Source organism: Holophagales bacterium (assembly GCA_016719485.1).
In the GTDB taxonomy this organism is placed as follows: Bacteria; Acidobacteriota; Thermoanaerobaculia; order UBA5066; family UBA5066; genus UBA5066.
In genome coordinates this window covers 1-20,421 of record JADJZB010000004.1, presented here as the reverse complement: position 1 = coordinate 20,421, position 20,421 = coordinate 1, and the positions used below count along the sequence as shown (strand labels likewise).

The 20,421-nt window shown below is 67.6% G+C and carries 16 protein-coding genes and 2 pseudogenes; 11 read left to right on the top strand and 7 right to left on the bottom strand.

Going from position 1 to position 20,421, the window contains the following annotated elements; genetic code table 11:
• Nucleotides 1–7: 7 nt before the first annotated feature.
• The 7 genes from IPN03_03065 to IPN03_03035 form a co-directional block, all read right to left on the bottom strand.
• Nucleotides 8–313 carry a hypothetical protein gene (locus IPN03_03065; protein ID MBK9372726.1) on the bottom strand — a complete coding sequence of 102 codons (306 nt, stop codon included), beginning with the start codon at nucleotides 311–313 and terminating at the stop codon, nucleotides 8–10.
• A 31-nt stretch (nucleotides 314–344) separates the two neighbouring features.
• Nucleotides 345–1,931, bottom strand: a complete 1,587-nt coding sequence (locus IPN03_03060; GenBank protein ID MBK9372725.1) for a hypothetical protein — start codon at nucleotides 1,929–1,931, stop codon at nucleotides 345–347.
• Nucleotides 1,928–2,344: a hypothetical protein gene (locus IPN03_03055; protein MBK9372724.1), complete on the bottom strand. Its 417-nt coding sequence runs from the start codon at nucleotides 2,342–2,344 to the stop codon at nucleotides 1,928–1,930. Before IPN03_03055 ends, IPN03_03060 begins: the two co-directional genes overlap by 4 nt.
• Before the next feature lie 7 nt (nucleotides 2,345–2,351).
• A complete protein-coding gene (locus IPN03_03050; GenBank protein ID MBK9372723.1) occupies nucleotides 2,352–2,495 on the bottom strand; it encodes a hypothetical protein in 144 nt (47 codons plus the stop codon).
• On the bottom strand, nucleotides 2,492–3,055 hold the full coding sequence (locus IPN03_03045) for a hypothetical protein (protein ID MBK9372722.1): 564 nt from the start codon (nucleotides 3,053–3,055) through the stop codon (nucleotides 2,492–2,494). Before IPN03_03045 ends, IPN03_03050 begins: the two co-directional genes overlap by 4 nt.
• 189 nt (nucleotides 3,056–3,244) lie before the next feature.
• Nucleotides 3,245–4,678, bottom strand: a complete 1,434-nt coding sequence (locus IPN03_03040) for a HAMP domain-containing protein (GenBank protein MBK9372721.1) — start codon at nucleotides 4,676–4,678, stop codon at nucleotides 3,245–3,247.
• Nucleotides 4,675–5,349 (bottom strand): response regulator transcription factor, encoded by a 675-nt coding sequence (locus tag IPN03_03035; GenBank protein MBK9372720.1) that lies wholly within the window; start codon nucleotides 5,347–5,349, stop codon nucleotides 4,675–4,677. The genes IPN03_03040 and IPN03_03035 overlap by 4 nt, the downstream gene beginning before the upstream one ends.
• 653 nt (nucleotides 5,350–6,002) lie before the next feature.
• On the opposite strand from IPN03_03035, the gene IPN03_03030 reads away from it, so the two are divergent.
• The 11 genes and pseudogenes from IPN03_03030 to IPN03_02980 all read left to right on the top strand — a co-directional run bounded on the left by IPN03_03030 (nucleotide 6,003) and on the right by IPN03_02980 (nucleotide 19,917).
• Nucleotides 6,003–7,160, top strand: coding sequence for a TolC family protein (locus IPN03_03030; GenBank protein ID MBK9372719.1), 1,158 nt, complete (start codon nucleotides 6,003–6,005; stop codon nucleotides 7,158–7,160).
• 184 nt (nucleotides 7,161–7,344) lie between these two features.
• Nucleotides 7,345–8,829, top strand: coding sequence for an efflux RND transporter periplasmic adaptor subunit (locus tag IPN03_03025; protein ID MBK9372718.1), 1,485 nt, complete (start codon nucleotides 7,345–7,347; stop codon nucleotides 8,827–8,829).
• A gap of 50 nt (nucleotides 8,830–8,879) precedes the next feature.
• Nucleotides 8,880–12,174: pseudogene (locus tag IPN03_03020) on the top strand (efflux RND transporter permease subunit).
• 41 nt (nucleotides 12,175–12,215) lie between these two features.
• Entirely contained in the window at nucleotides 12,216–12,689 is a 474-nt protein-coding gene (locus tag IPN03_03015) for a hypothetical protein (GenBank protein ID MBK9372717.1), read from the top strand.
• Nucleotides 12,690–12,699: 10 nt separating this feature from the next.
• Nucleotides 12,700–13,221, top strand: coding sequence for a hypothetical protein (locus IPN03_03010; protein ID MBK9372716.1), 522 nt, complete (start codon nucleotides 12,700–12,702; stop codon nucleotides 13,219–13,221).
• A 286-nt stretch (nucleotides 13,222–13,507) separates the two neighbouring features.
• Nucleotides 13,508–16,130: pseudogene (locus tag IPN03_03005) on the top strand (NAD-dependent epimerase/dehydratase family protein).
• Between the two features lie 111 nt (nucleotides 16,131–16,241).
• A complete protein-coding gene (gene gndA, locus IPN03_03000; protein ID MBK9372715.1) occupies nucleotides 16,242–17,714 on the top strand; it encodes an NADP-dependent phosphogluconate dehydrogenase in 1,473 nt (490 codons plus the stop codon).
• 260 nt (nucleotides 17,715–17,974) lie between these two features.
• On the top strand, nucleotides 17,975–18,742 hold the full coding sequence (locus IPN03_02995) for a hypothetical protein (protein ID MBK9372714.1): 768 nt from the start codon (nucleotides 17,975–17,977) through the stop codon (nucleotides 18,740–18,742).
• A gap of 159 nt (nucleotides 18,743–18,901) precedes the next feature.
• Nucleotides 18,902–19,099: a DUF2933 domain-containing protein gene (locus tag IPN03_02990; GenBank protein ID MBK9372713.1), complete on the top strand. Its 198-nt coding sequence runs from the start codon at nucleotides 18,902–18,904 to the stop codon at nucleotides 19,097–19,099.
• Nucleotides 19,100–19,192: 93 nt separating this feature from the next.
• Nucleotides 19,193–19,462, top strand: a complete 270-nt coding sequence (locus IPN03_02985; protein ID MBK9372712.1) for a hypothetical protein — start codon at nucleotides 19,193–19,195, stop codon at nucleotides 19,460–19,462.
• Between the two features lie 92 nt (nucleotides 19,463–19,554).
• The gene (locus IPN03_02980; protein ID MBK9372711.1) at nucleotides 19,555–19,917 is read left to right on the top strand and encodes a CBS domain-containing protein; all 363 of its coding nucleotides are present in this window, start codon (nucleotides 19,555–19,557) and stop codon (nucleotides 19,915–19,917) included.
• The last annotated feature ends 504 nt before the right edge of the window (nucleotides 19,918–20,421 follow it).

The following is a 20,421-nucleotide window of genomic DNA, read 5'->3' as shown; positions in this document are numbered from 1 at the left end:
GTCACGATCAGAAGACCTTGATGGTGGCGTGGCAGCGGATGCAGTCGAACCAGCGCGTGACCTGCCGGCAGTTCGAGCAGTAGAGGCGGCTCCCGAACTCCGTGACGCCGCAGCGGTGGCAGGTCGAGAGCACGTTGATCGGATTGACGAAGGAGCAGTGGGGACAGGCGATCGTCCCGCGCCGGACGATGGCGAGGCCGCGGGCGATCCGGCGCCACTCGCCGATCGCGCGGACCAGGTAGACCGGCGCGGCGAGGAGGTAGAGCGTCGCCAGCGCCGACAGCCGGAAGGCGGTGCGGATCGTCGGGCCCACGTCTATGCCCCCGTCCCCGGTGAGCCACCCATCATCCGAAGGAGGTCCGCGATTCCGCGGACGGGCGCCGCACCCTGGGGGCCGCCTTCTTAGGTGGGGCCGGCGGGATGGTGGCGCGGTCGACGACGTCGGCCTCGAAGCGGGCGATGAGGTCGGCCGCGGTCTTGGCCGGGACCATCGAGACGGAGGCGATCTCGCGGCGGAAGACCTCGAGGAGCTCGGCCTCGGATCGCTTCGCCATGTCCGAGGGGTCGTTCACTGTCGGGGCGCGCATCGGGAGGGCCGGCTCGCCCTTCACGTGGAGGAAGTACTTCCGGGACGGGAGGCCGACCATGAGGCGGCGGAACTCCTTCTGCCTGTCTCCCTCGGAGAGCGCGGCGCCGGCCTCGTCGACGAGGAGGTGGGGATAGATCCAGTCCGCTTCCTCGTGGGAGCGGAAGATCGCCCACCACCACGTGTTGAGCTGGAGCGTCCGGACCATGGGGCCGGGCAGGGCGTTCGCCACGTCCTGCCCGCAGAAGACGACGCCGAAGCCGACCGAGCGGAGCGTCCGGGCCGCGGTCGTCAGGGGCTCGACGAGCTCGCTCCCGCCGGCCAGGAGCGTCGGCGCTTCCTCGAGGAAGAGGAGGCCCGGGCGCTTCGGGTTCCGGCGCGGCGCGCGGAGGAGGACGTCGGTCACCCGGTGGGCGGCGCGTTCCTTTCCGACCGAGGCGGGGAGAGCCATCCCGGAGCCGTAGTTCCCGAGGGTGATGCGCGGGGAGCCGGCCGGAAGGATGTTCCGGAGCGATGCGGGCGGGATGCCGATGGAGAGCCGGACCTCTGGGAACGACAGGTCGTGCTGGAACCGCCGGAGGAGAGCGTCGGCCGTGGGCCGCGCCATGTGGCGCTCGAGCTCGGCGAAGTAGTTGCGGAGGTCGGGCTCGGCGACGTCGGCGATCACCTTCGCCCGGAACGCCGGGTCGGAGTAGAGCTTCGAGACGAACCGGAGGTTCGGCGGGAAGCCCTTCTCCGTGAGGAGCCACGAGAGCATGAACAGGGCCTGCTTCAGCGACTCCGTGTAGGTCTGCGGGCTGGCCTGGACCGTGGCGTCGGTCCGGAGGTGAGCGAGGTAGGCGTTCGAGACGATGCCCTCGGTGTTGTCGAAAGGCGTGACGGGGGAGACGGCATCGCGGGACCAGTCGATGACCCGGACGCGCCGCCGTATCGCCTCCCTGAGAGCGAAGTCGCCGCCGAGGTAGAGGGCGGCGAGGATCTGGCAAGTGAGGCTGTACGTCTCCGTCTTCGGGTCGACGAGCTCGATCTCCACCTCGTCGCGGAGGGCCCGGGAGATCAGCTCGATCAGGAGCCCGAGGAGGAACCGGGTCTTCCCCGACCCGGGCGCCCCGATCACGAGGGCGCTCTTCATCGAGGTGTCGCCCTTCACGCGGACGATCTGGCCGGACGGCAGCCTTCCGAAGGTGAGCGCGCCAGGCCCGGCGAGCCGGCCGCGGACCTCCTCCATCACCTCGGACGAGGGCTTCGGCGGCGCGAGCTTCGGCAGCTCGGCGGCGACGGCCATTTCGTAGGCGCGTCTCCGTTCCCGGTGGAGGATCGACCCGACGAAGTCGAGAAGGCTCACGGAGAGCCTCCGAAGGGGCCGAACGTCCCGCCCGGCAGGACGGGCTTGGCCGCCTTCGGGTCCACGACCTTCTTCCCGGCCGCCTTCCGGTCGACGTAGTCGGCCCACGGGTCGCGGCTCTTCGGGTTGAAGCGCTTGCGGAGCTGGAGAATCCCGTAGGCCAGGGGAGAGAGGATCAGGAACCCGAGGACCGTCCCGAGCGCGTCGATGCCGCTACCGGCGCCGGTCACGGCCTGGGGCGTGCCGACCGAGCCGCCCATGGCGCCGACCAGCCCCACGAAGAGCGCCGGCGCCAGCGCCAGGAGGAAGAGCACTCCGGCCCACCTCCGAAGCGTCTGCCCGGCCTTCGTCGCCGAGATCGGCAGCGAGAGGACGAAGACGACGCAGGCCGAAGCGATGAGGAACGAGATCACCGGTTCCTCAGCGGTCGAGGTCAGCCGAACTGTCGCCGACTCCGTTCCTCCCGGCGTCGCCGTTCTGGCCGTCAGCCGCGGCGGAGCCGGAGTCCTTCCGGGTCGCCCGCCGGGCCGCCCGGGTCCCGGCGAGGACCTCCTTCAGCTTCACGTAGACGGGCAGAGCCTGGTCGTCCGGGAGCTCGACGCTCGTCGAGTCGTTCGCGGCGCCCTGGATCGAGATGGTGATCGTGTGCATGGCGTCCTCCTTTCGATGGGGAGGACGGTAGAGGTCGCGACCGTAATTGCCGGGACAGCGTCGAACTGCTCATTTCCCTGGAGCTCAGCGGCGCGGAAGCCGTGGTACTCGGCGAACTTCTCCGCGTCCACAGCCAGGGCCTCGGCGTCCTTGATGTATCGGTCGCAGTGGTCGCGCATTTTGCGGAGCCACGGATTCTCGGGCGCCTTCGGATGGATGGCCACGGTCATCTTGTAGTCGGCGTACATCTTCCTGTGCATGGCGGCCTCCTCGCGGTATGACGCAGCCTTCTTCCGATACTCGGCGGCCTTCGCGAGGTGGTCTTCGGCCGTGACGGCGACCTTGGGGGCTTCCGCGTTCTCAGAGGTGGGCGCGACCGACTGCGGCAACGCGAAGGCGCCGGACGCGGAGAGCGCAACGCCGAGGGCGAGAGCAGCGGCGCGACCGAGTCGGGGAGTGTCGTGTCCGTTCATGGGTGTCATGTGCGAGTACCTCCGCTCGAATGTCCCCGGACCCCGAGCGTCCGAGGATGCGTGAGCACCAGAGAGCGGGTTGCGAGTCGCCGGACGATCCCAGGCGGCCGGCGCCCGTCGGCCTCGGTGTCTTCGGAGGAAATATGCGAGGGCGAGATTAGAGCCGCCTTAGAGGAGCGGCACCCCTCACTACTGCGGCGGGCTCGAGGATGTCGGTACCGCCAGGATCATCCGAGTACCGCCTTCCGGCCGATTGACGGCGCGGATGGTCCCACCGTGCTCGCGCACGATCCACGCGCAGATGGCGAGGCCGAGGCCGGCGCCGCCCTCGACACCGCGCGTGCGGGCGGTGTCGCTACGAAAGAACCTCTCGAAGACGCGATCCAGATCAGGCTCGGGAATCCCTGGTCCGTCGTCGTCTACGGCGAGAAACGCGAGCTGGTCCTCGGTCCACACCGTGACGCGGACTCGGCCCTTGGCTGTGTGCGCGTCCATTCCAGTCGAGAATCGGACGGCGTTGTCGATGAGGTTGAGGACGAGCTGGCGAAGCCAGCGCTCATCGCCCGGGATGACGACGGCGGGTGCTGGCGCCATTTCGAGCCGGACTCCGAGGGCGTTCGCCCGCTCCGAGAACGATTCCACCACCTCGCCGGCGAGGATGTCGAGACGAACCGGCTCGAGCTGGAAGGGGACCTTGCCGCTATCGGCGCGCGCCAGGAGGAGGAGGTCGGCCACGATGTGCCGGAGGCGGCCCACCTCCTCGTTGAGACTCGCCATCGCGGTGCGGTATTCGTCCGCCTCTCGGGGCTGGCTGAGAGCTACTTCGAGCGTGCTCTGCATGTTCGCGAGCGGGCTTCGGAGCTCGTGGGAGGCGTCCGCGGTGAAGCGCTTCATCGACTCGAAGGAGCTCTCGAGGCGGCCGATCATCTGGTTGAACGTGTCGACGAGCCGGCCGATCTCGTCAGGGACGGGACGGGTCGGGAGCCGGCGGCTGAGCTGTGTCGACTCGATCTCTCTCGCCAGCTCCGTGATCTCGACGACGGGGGCGAGCGCGCGACCGGCGAGCCAGTAGCTGACTGCGGCAGATCCTGCGACCGCGATCGGCGCAAGGAGGAGCAGGGCGAGGCGGAGGTTCGAGAGGGGAAGCTCGACGTCTCCCGTTCGCTCCATGACCCGGATGACGCCCTGGCGTCCGGCATGGGACTTGTAGGGCCTCGTGTAGACCCGAAGGAGGCCGCCCTTCTCGACGTAAGTGCGGAAGGCCGAGCGCTCCTCGAGGAACTGCGGCCGCGCTGCGAGCTCCTTGGCGGCCGGCACCGATTCGAGGTCGGGCGAGCGGTAGAAGACAGCCGGGTCACCGTCGACGGAGTGGAACAGGGCGAGCTTCGAGTATCGGTTCAGCTGCGCCACCTGCTCCGGAGTCAGGTGCTCGCAGTCCTCGTGCTGCCCGATGACGGCCTGGATCGCGTCGGCCGTCTCGGTGAGCTCCCGATCGTGGTGGCGGAGCAGCTGGTCTCGGACGATGAAATAGAGACTGAGCCCGAAAGCGGCCAGGATGAGCGTGAGGACGAGCGAGTACCCCAGGGTCAGCCGTCCGCGAAATGTCCTCGGAAGCGCTCTCACTTTGGCTCCTTCAGGACGTACCCGGAGCCGCGGACCGTCTGGATGAGCTTCACGTCGGCGCCCTGGTCGACCTTCTTTCGGAGGTAGTTGATGTAGACCTCGACGAGGTTCGAGCCGCCGTCGTAGTCGAGGTCCCAGACGTGATCCAGGATCATGGCGCGTGTCAGGACGACCCCCTTCCGCTTCATGAGGTATTCGAGGAGGCCGAATTCCTTCGAGGTGAGCTCGATCGGCCGGTTTCCGCGACGCACCGAACGGTGCACGGTGTCCAGCTCGAGGTCCCCGGCGGTGAGCGTGGTGACGGGCTCGGCCGCAGGGCGCCGGCTGATCGCCCTGAGGCGCGCGAGGAGCTCCTGAAAGCTAAAGGGCTTCGGAAGGTAGTCGTCTGCCCCGAGGTCCAGTCCCCGGACCCGGTCCTCGACTGCGGACCGGGCGCTGAGGATGAGGACGGGCGTCGCCCGGTGGCGGGTCCGCAGCTCGCGCAGGATCTCGAGGCCGCTCTTGCCGGGGAGCATCACATCCAGGACGAGAGCGTCGTAGTCGGCCCCGAGCGCGAGCTCGAGCCCCAGGCGCCCATCCGGTGCCACATCCACGGCGAATCCGTGTTCCTTCAGCCCCTGCCGGATGCTGTCCAGGAGTTTCGGGTCATCTTCAACGACGAGGACTCTCATGAGTTTCACCGGCCGAAGTGGAGGGTCTCACGATACCGCGGCACTAATCCGTTTCTAATGTTGGGGGGGTAAGTTCCCTGCGAGCAGAGTCGATGGTGTTTCGCCAGGAAAACCCCGCAGCCCGCACGCAGATGTCCCCCGAGATCGCCAGAGGCGGGAATCGGGGGCGCTGGTTCTATCGTGGGGCGGCTCTGGCTCTCTCCGTGCTCCTGCTCGGCGCGAACGTCGCGCCGGCGACCTGCGCGGCGACGGCGACCCGCTGGCTGGGGGTCTCGGCGTCGAGGATGCCCGGGGGATTGCTGCGGTGGCGCGGTTCGCCCGGCGGGAACCCCGGGGGACACTCTGTCGGACGATTCAGGGGGATGCTGCTGCCCCCCTGGGGGGCCTTGCAGCGTCACCCGGGACCCCGGGGGGCCGGAAGCGGCGCCGCCCGAAGGTGCGTCTCGGTCCGGGGTCTCGGAGTCGCCGGGTCGGGACGTCGACCAGGATCTTGGCACCGCGCGCCAGAACCTCGGGACACCGGCGCGGGGCCAAGCCGGGGGCGGCCACCTCTTCCTCCGGATCGGCGTTCTCAGGATCTGATCCTGAAACGTAGCATTTTCGTCGCTGCCTGACGCAGGCTGCGTCCGACGACTGGAGCACGAGGTGAAGAGATGTCGATCCTATGGTCCCGACGGGGAGTCGCGCTTTGCGCCCTCCTGTCCGTCGCTGCATTCAGAGCCCAGGGGGTAGAGCCACCGCCGCCGCTGGATCGCGCCGAGGTGGAGCGTCTCGTCGACGAGGCGCTCGGGGCGAATCCCGAGATCCGGTCGGCGCGGGCCACGGCAGCCTCCACGGAGGCGCGGATTAAGCCCGCCGGCACTCTGCCGGACCCGATGGTCTCGGTGAGCTACGAGAACGACGGGGTCTCGCCCTCGCTGGGGACCATGGAGATGACGCGTCTCCAGTTCATGGCGCAGCAGGCGATTCCGTACCCGGGGAAGCTCCGTCTCGCCCGGGAGGTCGCGCAGAAGGACGCCGAGCGGGCGGGGACCGCACCCCAGCGCGTCGTGCTCACGATCGGGGCTTCGGTCCGCCGCGCCTACGCGGACCTCCTCGAGGCACGTGAGGCCCTCCGGCTCGTGGACGAGCAGGCCGAAACGTGGAAAGGCATCGAGGAAGTGACCCGTGGACGGTACGCGGCCGGGCTCGCGAGCCAGCAGGACGTCCTCCGAGCGCAGAGCGAGCGGACGAGGCTTCTTCAAGAGCGCCGCCGCGAGGAAGCAGCCGAGCTGACGGCCCTGAGCGAGCTGCGTCAGCTCCTCTTCCGGCCGCCGGACGCGCCTATTCCTACCGAGCAGCGCCTCACACCGGGACGCCTCGTAACGATCCCCTCGAGCGCGGAGACCCTTGCCCGGGCGCTCGACGAGACACCGGAGCTGAAGGAGATCGCGCTCGTGAGGGAACGATCCAAGCTCTCCGTCGATCTCGCGCACCGGAATCTCAGGCCTGACTTCGTCGCATCCGCGGCCTACATGAACCGCGGGGGCTCCCGCTCATGTGGTCCGCCGGTCTCGGCGTCTCGATCCCTCTCTGGGCCGGCCAGAAGCAGCGGCCGCTCATCGTGGAGGCCGAGACCCTCGCCTCGGCGGCAGCCGCCACAGAGGAGTCCCTCCGTCGCCGAGTTCAGGCTGCAACCGAGGAACGCCTCATCCGCCTCAACCAGCTTGCCCAGGAAGCGCGGCTCGATGCCGAGGGAATCCTGGTGCAGGACCAGCTCTCCGTCGATGCCGCCCTCGCCAGCTACCGTACGGGCACCGTCCCCTTCGTGACGGTCCTCGAAGCCATCGGCACGTACTTCGGCGATCGACGGGCGGCCCTCGGCCGGCTGGCGAACCTGATCCGCGCACTGGCCGACCTCGAGGAGTTTTCTCCCGAGCGGAGCAGCCAGGCGCCCATGGCGTCTAAGAAAGCCCCGGCGGCCGCGTCGGCCAGCCCGAAGATGTGAGCATAGAAATGAAGAAGAAGCGCCTCCTCGCGATCGCCCTCACCGTCGCTCTCGCCGTCGTGGTCGGCGGGTCCATTCTGGTCTCGTCCGCTTGCCAGAAGAGCGGCGGACCAACGGCCGCCGCCAAGCGGTTCCATTGCCCGATGCATCCGGATGTCATCAAGGATGGCCCGGGCGACTGCCCGATCTGCGGCATGAAGCTGGTCCCGATCGAGGAAGAAGCCCACGAGGCCGCGGTCGCGGGGACGGCCGCGCCGTCCGGGGAAAGGAAGATCCTCTTCTACCGGTCCCCGATGAATCCGCAGGAGACCTCGCCGACGCCCAAGAAGGACTCGATGGGGATGGACTTCGTCGCGGTGTACTCGGACGAGGTCGACGCGGGAGCGAAGGGGCCGGAGGGTCTTGCCACGGTCACGATCGACGCCCAGAAGCAGCAGCTGCTGGGTCTCAAGACGATAGAGGTGAAGAGGGGAGTCTTCGAAACGTCCATCCGGACGACCGGACGCATCGCGTACGACGAACGGAGGGTCCACCACGTCCACACGCGCTACGAGGCCTACGTCGAGGCGATCGAAGCGGACTACACCGGCAAGTACGTCAAGAAGGGCGACGTCCTGGTGAAGGTCTACAGCCCGGAGCTGTACGCGACGCAGCGGGAGTACCTGATGGCGCTCAAGGCCGCGAAGTCCACGTCGGGATCGGCGATCCCGTCCGTCTCGCAGGGGGGGCAGGACCTCGTCGCGGCCGCCCGGCAGCGCCTCCTCCTGTGGGACATCACCCCTCGGGACATTGACGCCCTCGAAAAGCGCGGCGAGCCGACCAGGACACTGAACATCTACGCTCCGATCTCCGGATTCGTCACGGGCCGGATGGCCTACCACGGGATGAAGGTCATGCCGGCCGATTCGCTCTTCGACATCGTCGACCTCTCCGGCGTCTGGGTCATCGCGGACGTCTACGAGTACGAGCTCCCCAGGCTGTCTCTCGGCCAGACGGCGACGATGACGCTCTCCTACTGGCCCGGGAAGTTCTGGACAGGGCGCGTGACCTATGTCTACCCGGCCGTGGACGAGATGACACGGACCGTGAAGGTCCGCCTCGAGTTCGCGAATCCCAGGGAAGAGCTGAAGCCCGAGATGTACGCCCAGGTCACGATTCACGGGCAGTCTCGGGACGCGCTCGTCCTTCCCGACGACGTCGTCCTCGACAGCGGTACGCGAAAGATCGTCTTCGTCGCAGAAGGGAAGGGAAGACTGGCGCCGCGTGAAATCTCCGTCGGAGACCATGCGGGCGGCCAGTACGAAGTGACGGGCGGCCTCTCGGCCGGGGAGATCGTCGCTCGGGGCGCCAACTTCCTCGTCGACTCGGAGTCGCGCCTGAAGGCTGCTCTCTCCGCGATGACCACAACTTCACCCACGAGGGCGCCCGGAGAAACGACGAAGACGCCCGATCCGCCCTCGCCGCCGGCGACACCCGCCGCCCACGCCCACTGAAGGAGGACGCGATGAGCCACGCGAGCCCCAGCGAGGGCGGAGGCGAAGGGGTGATCAAGCGGGTCATCCGCTTCTCCGCCGAGAACAAGTACCTCGTCCTCTCTCTCTACGCCGTCGCGGTCCTGATCGCCGTCTGGGTCATGAAGCGGACGCCCCTCGACGCCATCCCGGACCTGTCGGATACCCAGGTCATCGTCTACTCCAAGTGGGACCGGAGCCCCGACATCATCGAGGACCAGGTCACCTACCCGATCGTGACTTCTCTCCTCGGGGCGCCGAAGGTAAAGACCATCCGGGGCTTCTCGGACTTCGGGTTCTCCTACGTCTACGTCATCTTCGAGGACGGGACCGACCTCTATTGGGCTCGCTCGCGTGTCCTCGAGTACCTCTCGAAGATCCAGGGAGCCTCCCCAGGGGGTCAAGACCGAGATGGGCCCGGACGCGACGAGCGTCGGGTGGGTCTTTCAGTACGCGCTCGTCGACGAGACGGGCACGAACAGCACCGATGAGCTGAGGACCTACCAGGACTGGTTCCTCAAATACGCGGTCCAGTCCGTGCCGGGCGTCGCCGAGGTCGCGACGGTCGGCGGCTCGCAGAAGCAGTACCAGGTGACCGTCGACCCGAGCGTCCTCTCCGCGTACGGCGTCCCGATCTCACGCGTCGCCGAGGCGATCCGGATGAGCAACGCGGAAGTCGGCGGCCGGCTCATCGAGTTCTCGGGCCGCGAGTACATGGTACGGGGCGCGGCTACCTGAAATCGGTCAGGGACATCGAGCAGATCGTCGTCAAGACGAACGAGCGCGGGACCCCGCTCACGGTCGGCGACGTCGGCCGCGTCTCGCTCGGACCGGAGATCCGGCGCGGCGTCGCGGACCTCGACGGCAAGGGACGTGGTCGGCGGCATCGTCGTGATGCGAAGCGGCGAGAACGCCCTGAACGTCATCGAGAGGGTCAAGCAGAAGCTGAAGGACGTCGAGCCGTCGCTCCCGAAAGGCGTGAAGGTCGTGACGACCTACGACCGCTCCGACCTCATCGAGCGCTCCGTATCCAACCTGAAGTCGAAGCTGATCGAGGAGATCATCGTCGTCTCGATCATCATCCTGATCTTCCTCTGGCACGTCCCGAGCGCGATCGTCCCCATCCTCACGATCCCCATCTCGGTCGTCCTCGCGTTCATCCCGTTCGGCCAGATGGGGCTGACGATCAACATCATGTCCCTGGCGGGCATCGCGATCTCCATCGGCGTCCTCGTCGACGGAGCGATCGTCGAGGTCGAGAACGCCTACAAGAAGCTCCAGCTCTGGAACGACGGGGGCCGTCCGGGCGACTTCCACAAGGTGCGCCTCGAGGCGCTCATGGAGGTCGGCCCGTCGGTCTTCTTCTCCCTCCTCGTCATCGCGGTCGCGTTCCTTCCCGTCTTCACGCTCGTCGACCAGGAGGGGCGTCTCTTCAAGCCGCTCGCCTTCTCGAAGAACCTCGCTATGGCGATCGCGGCGTTCCTCGCGATCACGCTCGACCCGGCGCTGCGGATGCTGTTCGCCCGGATGGACTACTTCCACTTCCGGCCGAGGTGGCTCGCCTGGATCGTGAACCAGGTGACGGTTGGGAAGTACTACGCCGAGGAGAAGCACCCGATCAGCCGCTTCCTCCACCGGATCTACGAGCCCCCGTGCCGGTTCGTGCTGAAGCACCCGAAGACGACGATCGCCGCCGCCCTCCTGGCGATGGCGGCGACGGTGCCGGTCTACATGAAGCTCGGCTCCGAGTTCATGCCTCCCCTCTACGAGGGAAGCATCCTCTACATGCCGACGACGATTCCCGGCATCTCCGTCACGGAGGCGGAAAGGCTCCTCCAGGTGCAGGACCGGATCCTGAAGTCGTTCCCAGAGGTCGAGCGGGTCTTCGGCAAGGCGGGCCGCGCCGACAGCGCGACCGACCCCGCCCCGTTCTCGATGATGGAGACGACCGTCATCCTGAAGCCCGAAGATCAGTGGCGGCCACGCGAGCGCTGGTATTCCTCCTGGGCGCCGGGGTGGCTCGCGTCGGTCTTCCGCCACGTCTGGCGCGACCGCATCTCGCACGACGAGCTCGTCGACGAGATGGATCGGGCGATGAAGATCCCCGGGACGACGAACGCCTGGACGATGCCGATCAAGGCGCGCATCGACATGCTCTCCACCGGCATCCGGACGCCGATCGGGATCAAGGTCTTCGGCTCCGACCTCGCCGAGATCGAGCGGATCGGCAAGGAGATCGAGACGGCCGTTCGGTCCGTCCCGGCGACCCGCTCGGCCTTCGCGGAACGGGTCGCGGGCGGCTACTTCATCGACTTCGAGCTGAAGCGCGACCAGCTCGCCCGCTACGGCCTCACCGTGGACGACGCGAACAGGGTCATCATGACGGCGATCGGCGGCGAGCCGATCACGACGGTCATCAAGGGCCGAGAGCGCTACACCGTCTCGCTCCGCTATCCCCGCGAGCTCCGCGAGGACCTCACCCGCCTCGAGCGGGTCCTCGTCCCGACGATGTCGGGAGCGCAGGTCCCGATGGGCCAGCTCGCCGACATCCGCCTCGTCCAGGGGCCCTCGATGATCCGCAACGAGAACGGGCTCCTCTCGGGGTACGTCTACGTCGACTTCGACACCGGAAAGGAGGACGTCGGCGGGTTCGTCGAGGAGGCGAAGAAGGCCGTGGCCGAAAGAGTCACGCTCCCCTCCGGCTATACCCTCGTCTGGAGCGGCCAGTTCGAGAACATGATCCGCGTCAGGGAACGGCTGAAGGTCGTCATCCCGATTACGCTCGTCCTCATCTGGCTCCTCATGTACATGAACACGAAGTCGGCGATGAAGACTTTCATCGTCCTCCTCGCCGTGCCCTTCTCGATCATCGGGGCCGTCTGGTTCCTCTGGATCCTCGGCTACAACATGTCGATCGCCGTCTGGGTCGGGATCATTGCCCTCATGGGCCTCGACGCCGAGACGGGCGTCTTCATGCTCCTCTTCCTCGACCTCTCGTACGACGAGGCGAAGGCGAAGGGGCTGCTGAGGAACAGGCTCGAGCTCGTGGAGGCGATCATCCACGGCGCCGTCAAGCGGGTTCGCCCGAAGGCGATGACCGTCTTCGCCGCGATCCTCGGCCTCCTCCCGATCATGTGGTCCGTCGGAGCGGGCTCCGACGTCATGAAGAGGATCGCCGCCCCGATGGTCGGCGGTCTCGTCACGTCGTTCGCGCTCGAGCTCCTCGTCTACCCAGCCGTCTACATGCTCTGGAAGCAGCGAAGCCTCCCGAAGCCGGACCCGGATGCTCCCGTACCCGCCCCGGAACCGTCGCTGATTCCTGCGTGACGCGCACCGCAATTCGAGCCAGACCAATAAGGAGAAGCCCCATGACGACAGCCACCCACCTCCGCCGCTGGATCGCCGCCGCCGTTGCGGTCCTCGCAATCTCGTCGGCAGCCGCCGCCCCGCCTTCGAAGGCGGCCGCCGGGAAGATGGTCTTCAAGGACGTGAAGACGCAGACGCAGGAGTTCATCGGCTACGCCGACATGAGCCTCGCGCCCGAGCAGCAGAAGATCAAGGACGACGTCCTCTCGGCGATTCCGACCGTGTGCTGCAAGAAGTTCTCCATGAAGACGTGCTGCTGCCCGTGCAACATGGCCATGACGATCTGGGGGCTCTCGAACTACATGCTCGTTGTGAAGGGAGCCGACGCGGCCCAGCTCAAGACGGCCGTCCTCGACTGGGTCAAGTTCATCGGGCCCGCCGGGTACACAGGCGATGCGTGTTTCAAGGGTGGCTGCAACCGGCCGTTCGCGAAGAACGGATGCGGCGGCATGGACCACAAGAACGTCATTTTCTAGGGGTTGAGCGATGAAAGTTCTTCGAACACTTCTCCTTTCCACGGCGATGCTGAGCCTCCCGGCCATGGCCCAGGAACACGTCCACGGCGACCCGGGGGCGCCAGGCCAGACGCCTTCGGCGGAGAGGCCTGCCGCGAACCTGGACGTGGCGCTTCGCGACGAAAGGAGCGCGCTGCGGGCGCTCCGCGCGAGCGTCCGTTCACGCGAGCGCGAACGGGTCGACCGGTCCGTCGGGGATTACGTCTCGGTTCAGGATGAGCTGCGCGCCGGCCTACGCGCCGGTGGCGAGGACGATGGCCGAGCGCGAGATGCCTCGCGGGTACAGAAGGTCTGCCGGGAGAGCCTGGCGACGCTCCGTGGCCTGGCGGACGCGGCGCCGCCCGCCCTCGGGGAGCTCGTCGACGAGGCGATCGCCGCGGCGGAGCGGACTTTCGGGACCGCTGCCGAGCTCGCCGGTGAGGAGGCCGCCTCTGAACCGAGGACCAGCCGGGGCGGATGTGGCATGGGGAGCTCCGGCCATCGAGGGCACTGACGGCGACTCCTGCCGAGGGGAGCGCGATCGGGCCTGAGGCACCCGCGGTCTCGCCCGACTTGATCGATCCGGGCGGCGTCGTCCCTGCCGATCCGCGGAACTGAGCGTTCCCCGGGGAGGAGCGGACGACGCCGCCCAATCGCTTACACGGGGCGGAGAGCTGGGCTCTAAGGTGCCTCTAATGTTGGCGACGCACATTCTGATAGATCCATGCAGCCGGTACGCACCGGCCACACCGAGAGCCGGGATGCGCGCCCACTCCATCACGGGGGCGGGAGGAAAGGTCATGACGCCGGACCGCGGGATTGTCATCGTCACCGGCTCCAACGGCCGAATCGGCGACGCCGTGATGCGGCGATTCGCCGGGCGTTTCGATGACGTCGTCGGGTTCGACCGAAAGGCACCTCAACCAGCGCCGACGGGCTGCGTGTACGTCTCCGTCGACATCACGTCCGACGAGAGCGTAAGGGACGGACTCCGCGCCATCCGTGACCACCACGGGGCGCACGTCGCCTCGGTGATCCATCTCGCCGCCTACTATGATTTCTTCGGCAAGCCGAGCCCGAAGTACGAGGAGATCACCGTCCGCGGCACGGGCCGCCTCCTGCGCAGCCTGCGCGAGCTCGGCTTCCAGATCGAACAGTTCGTCTTCTCCAGCACGATGCTCGTACACCGGCCGGGCGAGCCCGGCGAGCTCATTACGGAGGACTGGCCGCTCGAACCGACCTGGGCGTACCCGGCGTCGAAAGTCCGGACCGAGCAGCTCATCCGCGACGAGCGAGGCGGCATTCCGGCCGTCCTGCTGCGCATCTCCGGCGTCTACGACGACGGGTGCCACTCGGTCCCGCTGGCGCACCAGATCCAGCGCATCTTGGATCGTAACCTCTCCAGCCGGTTCTACTCCGGCTCGACCGCGCACGGTCAGGCCTTCCTGCACATGGATGACATGGTGGATGCCATCGAGCGCGTCGTGGAACGCCGGGCCACGCTTCCGCCGGAGGTCGCGATACTCCTCGCCGAGCCGGAGGCCCTCAGCTACGACGAGCTGCAGCACAGCATCGCCCGCCTGATCCGCGGCACTAGCACGGAGACCATCGCGATCCCTTCCGCGTTGGCGCCCCTCGCGAAGGCGGGCGCCTGGGTGCTGGACCACATCCCCGGACAAGAGGCGTTCGTCAAGCCGTGGATGATCGACCGCGCGAACGACCACTTTGCGCTCGACATCACCCGCGCCCGGGCCCTGCTCGGATGGGAGCCGAAGCGCTCGCTGCGCCAGACGCTGCCGAAGATGGTGGCGGCGCTGAAGGCCGATCCGATCGGCTGGTACCGCGAGAACGAGCTAGAGCCCCCGTCCAAGCTCGAGAAGACGGTCGGGACGTTCGAGGCGCCGGCTGTGGCATCGCCGCAGGAACGGCCCCCCGGTAGGCGGAAGGAACACGTCCACGAGTCACCGGCGGCGCCAGGCCCCGTTCGCCCTGAACCCACGCCCCACGCCGGCCACGCGCCGTCGCACAAACAAGATCCGGCCCTGATGCCGCCAGGAGACGGCATGCAACCGCCCAAGGCCACGGCAGCTGCCTCCGGCGACGCGGCGATGCCCACGGCGATGGAGCACGGTGGCGGGGCGATCTGGCCGCATTTCGCCAACATGACGTTGGGCCTGTGGCTCATCACGGGCGCGTTTGCCCTCGGCCTCCGGAGCTCCGCGCTCCAGGTGAGCGACGTCGCGAGTGGCGCCTTCGTCATCCTTCTCGCCGCGCTCTCCCTCTCGCGCTGGCCGTTCTGGAAGCTGTGGGCGCCGTGGGCGAGCTCGCTGGTCGGCCTGTGGTTGCTCTTCGCCCCCCTCGCCTTCTGGGCGCCTACGCCCGCTGCCTATTCCAACGACACGCTCGTCGGCGCGCTGGTCGTCGTGTTCGCCATCCTGGCGCCCGGGATGCCGGTGGCACCGGGGATGAGTGGAGCCCGGCCCGGACGTGCCGCCGGGCTGGTCCTACAACCCTTCCAGCTGGCCGCAGCGAGCGCCGATCATCGCGCTCGCGCTCGTCGGCTTCTTCCTCTCGCGGCAGATGACCGCGTTTCAGCTCGGCTACGTCGCCACGCTCACCGACCCGCTCTTCGGCATCGGCACGCAGCGCGTGCTGACGTCCGACGTCTCTCGCGCCTTCCCGATCCCCGACGCGGGGCTCGGCGCGTTCGCCTACATGGTCGAGTTTCTGATGGGCTTCATGGGCGACAAGCGCCGGTGGCGGACCATGCCGTGGATGGTCACCTTCTTCGGCATCCTCGTCGTCCCGCTCGGCATCGTGAGCATCACGCTGATCATCCTCCAGCCCCTCGCAGTCGGTTTCTGGTGCACGCCGTGCCTCATCGCCGCCGCCGCGATGCTCGTCATGATCACACTCACCCTCGACGAGGTCGTGGCCATGTGCCAGTTCCTCGTCCAGGCCCGCCGGGAAGGGCAGGCGTTCTGGCGCACCTTCTGGCTAGGGGGTGCCCTGCGCGAGGCGCCGGACACCGGTCCCGTTCGCCCCGACGTCGTGAGCGCCAGCGCGATGGTCTGGGGCGTAGCGATGCCGTGGAACCTGCTCCTGAGCGCGGGCCTCGGCACTTGGCTGATGCTCACGCCTTCGTTGCTCGGAAGCACCGGCGCGGCTGCCCACAGCGACCATCTCGTCGGGGCCCTGATCGTGACCACCGCCGTGATCGCGCTGGCCGACGTGGGCCGTGCGATACGCTTCCTCAACATCGTCTTCGGCGCCTGGGTGATCGTCGCCCCGTGGGTTCTCGGCGGTGCCACCCCAGCGTCGAGGTGGAGTGACGCGCTCGCCGGGGCGCTCGTGATTCTGCTCAGCTTTCGGCGCGGCCCGGTGGGCGAACGCTACGGCACGTGGGACCGCTTCATCCGATGAGTCAGCGCGCGAGGATGAGACCATGAAGGCGACAATCGGCCACTTCGCTTCGGGCACAGCGCAGCGAGCGGTGTGGCACCGCCCCACCGCACCAAGAGGAGGAGGCCGAGCATGGCAACCTCTGGCGTGAAGCCCCAGGCGGCGGAGTTGGGATTGATCGGCCTCGGCGTCATGGGCGAGAACCTCGCGCTCAACATCGAGGACCACGGCTACCGGGTGGCGCTCTGGACTCATACCGAGGGGAAGGTCCAGCGCTTCATCGACAGCAGCGACGCGAGCCGGCGTTGGGTCGGCACGCGGACACTCGAGGAGTTCACGGCGGCGATTGCGCCGCCACGCCGCATCTTGCTGATGGTCAGCGCTGGCGAGCCGGTCGACCAGATGCTCGATCGGCTGACGCCCGGCCTCGCGCACGACGACGTGGTGATCGACGGCGGCAACTCGTTCTTCCGCGACACGCAGCAGCGCGAGGCCGCCTTGCGTGCCCGGCGGATCAGCTTCGTCGGGATGGGCGTGTCCGGCGGAGAGGAGGGGGCGCGTTACGGCCCGTCGCTGATGCCCGGCGGCGCGCGCGCCGCGTACGATCTGCTGCGCCCGGTGCTCGAGTCGATCGCCGCGAAGACCGTTTCGGGTCCGTGCGTGACTTACGTCGGGCCGGACGGCGCCGGTCACTTCACGAAGATGGTTCACAACGGCATCGAGTACGGCCTCATGCAGGCAATCGCCGAGGCGTACGACCTGCTCCGCCGGGGGCTCGCGCTCCCGGCGGCGGAGGTAGCCGCCATTTTCGCAGAGTGGAACCGCGGACCGCTCGAGTCCTACCTGATCGACGTCGCGGCGCAGGTGCTCGGCGCGCGGGATCCCGAGACGGGGAACCCGCTGGTCGAGATGATCCTCGACCAGGCCGGACAGAAGGGGACCGGAAAGTGGACCGCACAGTCCGCGCTCGACCTCGGCGTACCGATCCCGACGATCGCGGCGGCGATCGACGCCCGCGTCCTGTCCAGCATGAAGGGCGAGCGCGCGACCGCAAGCACCCAACTCCAGAGCGCAACCACGGGCCGCATCCCGGGCGACGTGCGGGAGATGACCGACGCCATTCACGACGCCCTCCGCGCCACGACGGTCTGCGCTTACGCGCAGGGGATGAGCCTGTTGCGCACGGCCTCCGGCGAGTACGGCTGGAGCGTGGACCTGCGCGAGATCGCCCGCATCTGGAAGGGCGGCTGCATCATCCGCGCGCGGCTGCTCAACACGTTCATGCACGCGTTCGAGCGCGCGCCCGACCTGCCGAACGTCCTGCTCGACGCCGACGTCGGTCCGTGGCTTTCGGAGACCGAGCGCGGATGGCGACGGACGATCTCGGCGGCGGTCGCTGCGGGCATTCCGGTGCCGGCAATGTCGGCGGCCCTCGCGTACTTCGACAGCTATCGCTGCGCGCGGCTGCCGCAGAACCTCACGCAGGCCCAGCGTGACTTCTTCGGCGCCCATACGTATCAGCGCGTGGATCGGCCGGAGGCCGGGTTCGTACGCACCGACTGGCAGAGCGTGATCGGGCAGTCCGCACGAGGGGATCCGCGATGAGCGTGACGGTACACGCCGTGCCTCATCGCCGCTGCCGCGATGCTGGTGATGATCACTCTCTCGTGAGCGCCAGGGCGAGGATCTGGGGCGTAGCGATGCGGTGGAAGGTTCTCCTGAGCGCGAGCCTCGGCACTTGGCTGATGCTCACGCCTTCATCCGATGACTCAGCGCGCGAGGTTCACACCATGACATCGACGACCTGCAACGTTGCGCCAGGCACCGACGGATGACAACGGCGAGCAACGCGAGGGGCGACGGCCATGCCCACGGTTGACCCCGGATTCCGCTACGTGTGGCTCATATGGGCGAGCGCCTTTCTGGTGCCTTGGACTGCGCTGTTCGTCGCGAGGCCGACGTCACGGCGGGCCATGCTCCAGGCCAGCGCTCTGACGGCACTGTTTGGATTGACCGAGCCTTTGTTCGTGCCCGCGTACTGGAACCCGCCGAGCCTGTTCGATCTCGCGCATCGCACGGGCTTCGACATCGAGAGCCTGATCTTCTGCTTTGCTATTGGCGGGCTGGCCGTGGCGGACTACCGGGCCCTGGCGCCGACCGCGGAAGAGGCACTCGCACCTCGAGAGCGAGGCTCTCGTCGGCATCGCCGGCATCGCCGGCATCGCTGGCACCGCGCCGCGCTCGCGAGCCCGTTCTTCGTATTTGGCGCATTCCTGCTGCTGCCATGGAACCCGATCTATCCGGGTATTGCGGCGCTGTGCGTAGGAACAGTGGCCAGCGGCCTGTGCAGACCCGATCTGTGGCGCTACATGCTCGTCGGTGGACTGGTGTTTCTCGCGCTGTACGCGGCCTTCCTGCTCGGCCTGAGGTGGCTGTGGCCAGGCTACATCGAAGCGGTGTGGAGGCTCGACGATCTGATCGGCTGGCGGCCCGCAGGGCTGCCGCTGGAGGAGCTGATGTTCGGTGTTGCCTTCGGCATGTATTGGAGCAGCGTTTACGAGCATGTGACATGGCGGCAACGAAGTGCGCTGGACCTCCGAGTCGGAACTGCCAACGGGAAGTGCGCAGGATGACTGAAACTTCGTGGAACAGCGCGGGTAGGCCTACCGAAGGCGTCTGGGTGGCAAGCCGGCAGCGGCGATGCGGTTGGGGACCGTCGCAATGGCGTTTCAGCGGCGCTCCGTCCTCGGTATTCACGAGGGAGCGCGACGAGAAGCCGAAAGGAGAGGGTCATGGCGTGGTTCACGGCAAACTGGTTCTGGGTGTTCATCTTCATCGCCTTCGCCGCGATGCACCTGTTCGGTCATGGCGGGCACGGGCGTCATGGCGGTCCTGGTGGAGGGGGTCGTCAACGAGGCGGGGCTGAAGGAGAGAAGAACGAGGCGGAGGGTCGGGTCGTGAGCACGAGTGCAGGCGGGCACCAACATTGAAGGGAACACCTGGGTCGCATGCAGAGGCCGAAGTGACGCGAGTCGCCCATCGTAGAGGGCAGCACCAGCCCGGAACGTAAAGGAGTCGGGACAATGCTGAATATCAAGCTCGTAACCTGGTCGCTGGGCATCTTCACCGCGATCAGCTTCGTCCTGTGCGTCATCTACGGACTGATCGTGCCGCAGAGCCTGCACTCGGTCCAGTTCCTGGAAGCGGTGTTACCCGCCTTCAAGTGGTTGACCTTCTGGAGCTTCTGGCTCGGTTTGATCGAGAGCTTTCTCTGGGGTTGCTATGCGGGCCTCGTGTTCGTTCCGATCTACAACGTCCTCGCCCGCCGGTGGGATGTGCCGGCAACGGAGTAGCGATATGGCGGGTCGCCCGGGATGGGCGTGGGAGGAAGTGCAAACGCGAGAGATTGAAGGAGGAAACAAAGATGCGTTGTTGTAGTGATGTGATGGAACCCGTCGAAGCGGCGTCGTGCTGTACGCCACAGGCCACGGCGGCAGACGCCGCGCGAGCGATACGCGATTCAGGCTGCGGCTGCGCGGCCGTGGTTGAAAGTACGGAGAGCCGGAAGCTGGTCGGTGTCGTCACGGAGCGGGACGTGTGTTGCGGCGTGGCGGCCGAGGGCCGTCATGCTTCCGACGTGCGCGTCGACGAGATCATGCGAGCCTCGTCCGCATGCTGTGGCGCAGATGAGCCGGTGGAAGAGGCGCGCCGGAAGCTTTACGAGCATCGAGCGACGAGCCTGCCCGTCGTGGACAAGGAAGGCGGGTGCTGCGGAACAGTCAGCATGCATAGCCTTGGGGGGTCGTAGGGGACCCGCGGAAACCGAGCGGGAAGCTGGAACCGGTGTGCGAGAAGGCGTGGATGGCAGGCTCTCGCACCTGGGTGCCCAGACGGCCGACGGGGCGGCTGTTCAGGCGGAGCCGGATCGGTAGAGTTGGGAGGATGGGTACTGCGAAGCCAGCCCGAGTCGACGAGCCGCTTCAAGGAGCCGCTTCGGGAGCTCATCCAGCGTCCCGTCGCGGGCCACGCCTTGACGGCTCGAACAGCGCCGTCCAACACGAGACGCAGGGCCCGTCAGAGAGCTTCGGATGGCACCTTCTTCAGAAGCCGTGTAAGGCCTTCCACGCCGCGGGCGGGTAGAGGCACTTCGACCGGGCAAACGAGCGCGAGACCGGCCGCCGCCGCTGGCAGAGTGCTTGCGTCGCCACCGGGAAGAAGATTCGAGCCTCGCGGGAGGGTCGCCAACACCCTCGCGGGACAGGAGTCGGTCCCTGCCAGGTCCGGTCCTGCCGGAGGGAAGGGAAGAAGGACG

What these genes read in the sequence shown, in the direction of transcription:
- IPN03_03045 (MBK9372722.1), bottom strand. Translation starts at nt 3,055, where the DNA reads ATGAACGGACACGACACTCCCCGACTCGGTCGCGCCGCTGCTCTCGCC.
- IPN03_03035 (MBK9372720.1), bottom strand. Translation starts at nt 5,349, where the DNA reads ATGAGAGTCCTCGTCGTTGAAGATGACCCGAAACTCCTGGACAGCATC.
- IPN03_03030 (MBK9372719.1), top strand. Translation starts at nt 6,003, where the DNA reads ATGTCGATCCTATGGTCCCGACGGGGAGTCGCGCTTTGCGCCCTCCTG.
- IPN03_03025 (MBK9372718.1), top strand. Translation starts at nt 7,345, where the DNA reads ATGAAGAAGAAGCGCCTCCTCGCGATCGCCCTCACCGTCGCTCTCGCC.
- IPN03_03015 (MBK9372717.1), top strand. Translation starts at nt 12,216, where the DNA reads ATGACGACAGCCACCCACCTCCGCCGCTGGATCGCCGCCGCCGTTGCG.
- IPN03_03010 (MBK9372716.1), top strand. Translation starts at nt 12,700, where the DNA reads ATGAAAGTTCTTCGAACACTTCTCCTTTCCACGGCGATGCTGAGCCTC.
- gndA (MBK9372715.1), top strand. Translation starts at nt 16,242, where the DNA reads ATGGCAACCTCTGGCGTGAAGCCCCAGGCGGCGGAGTTGGGATTGATC.
- IPN03_02995 (MBK9372714.1), top strand. Translation starts at nt 17,975, where the DNA reads ATGCCCACGGTTGACCCCGGATTCCGCTACGTGTGGCTCATATGGGCG.
- IPN03_02990 (MBK9372713.1), top strand. Translation starts at nt 18,902, where the DNA reads ATGGCGTGGTTCACGGCAAACTGGTTCTGGGTGTTCATCTTCATCGCC.
- IPN03_02985 (MBK9372712.1), top strand. Translation starts at nt 19,193, where the DNA reads ATGCTGAATATCAAGCTCGTAACCTGGTCGCTGGGCATCTTCACCGCG.
- IPN03_02980 (MBK9372711.1), top strand. Translation starts at nt 19,555, where the DNA reads ATGGAACCCGTCGAAGCGGCGTCGTGCTGTACGCCACAGGCCACGGCG.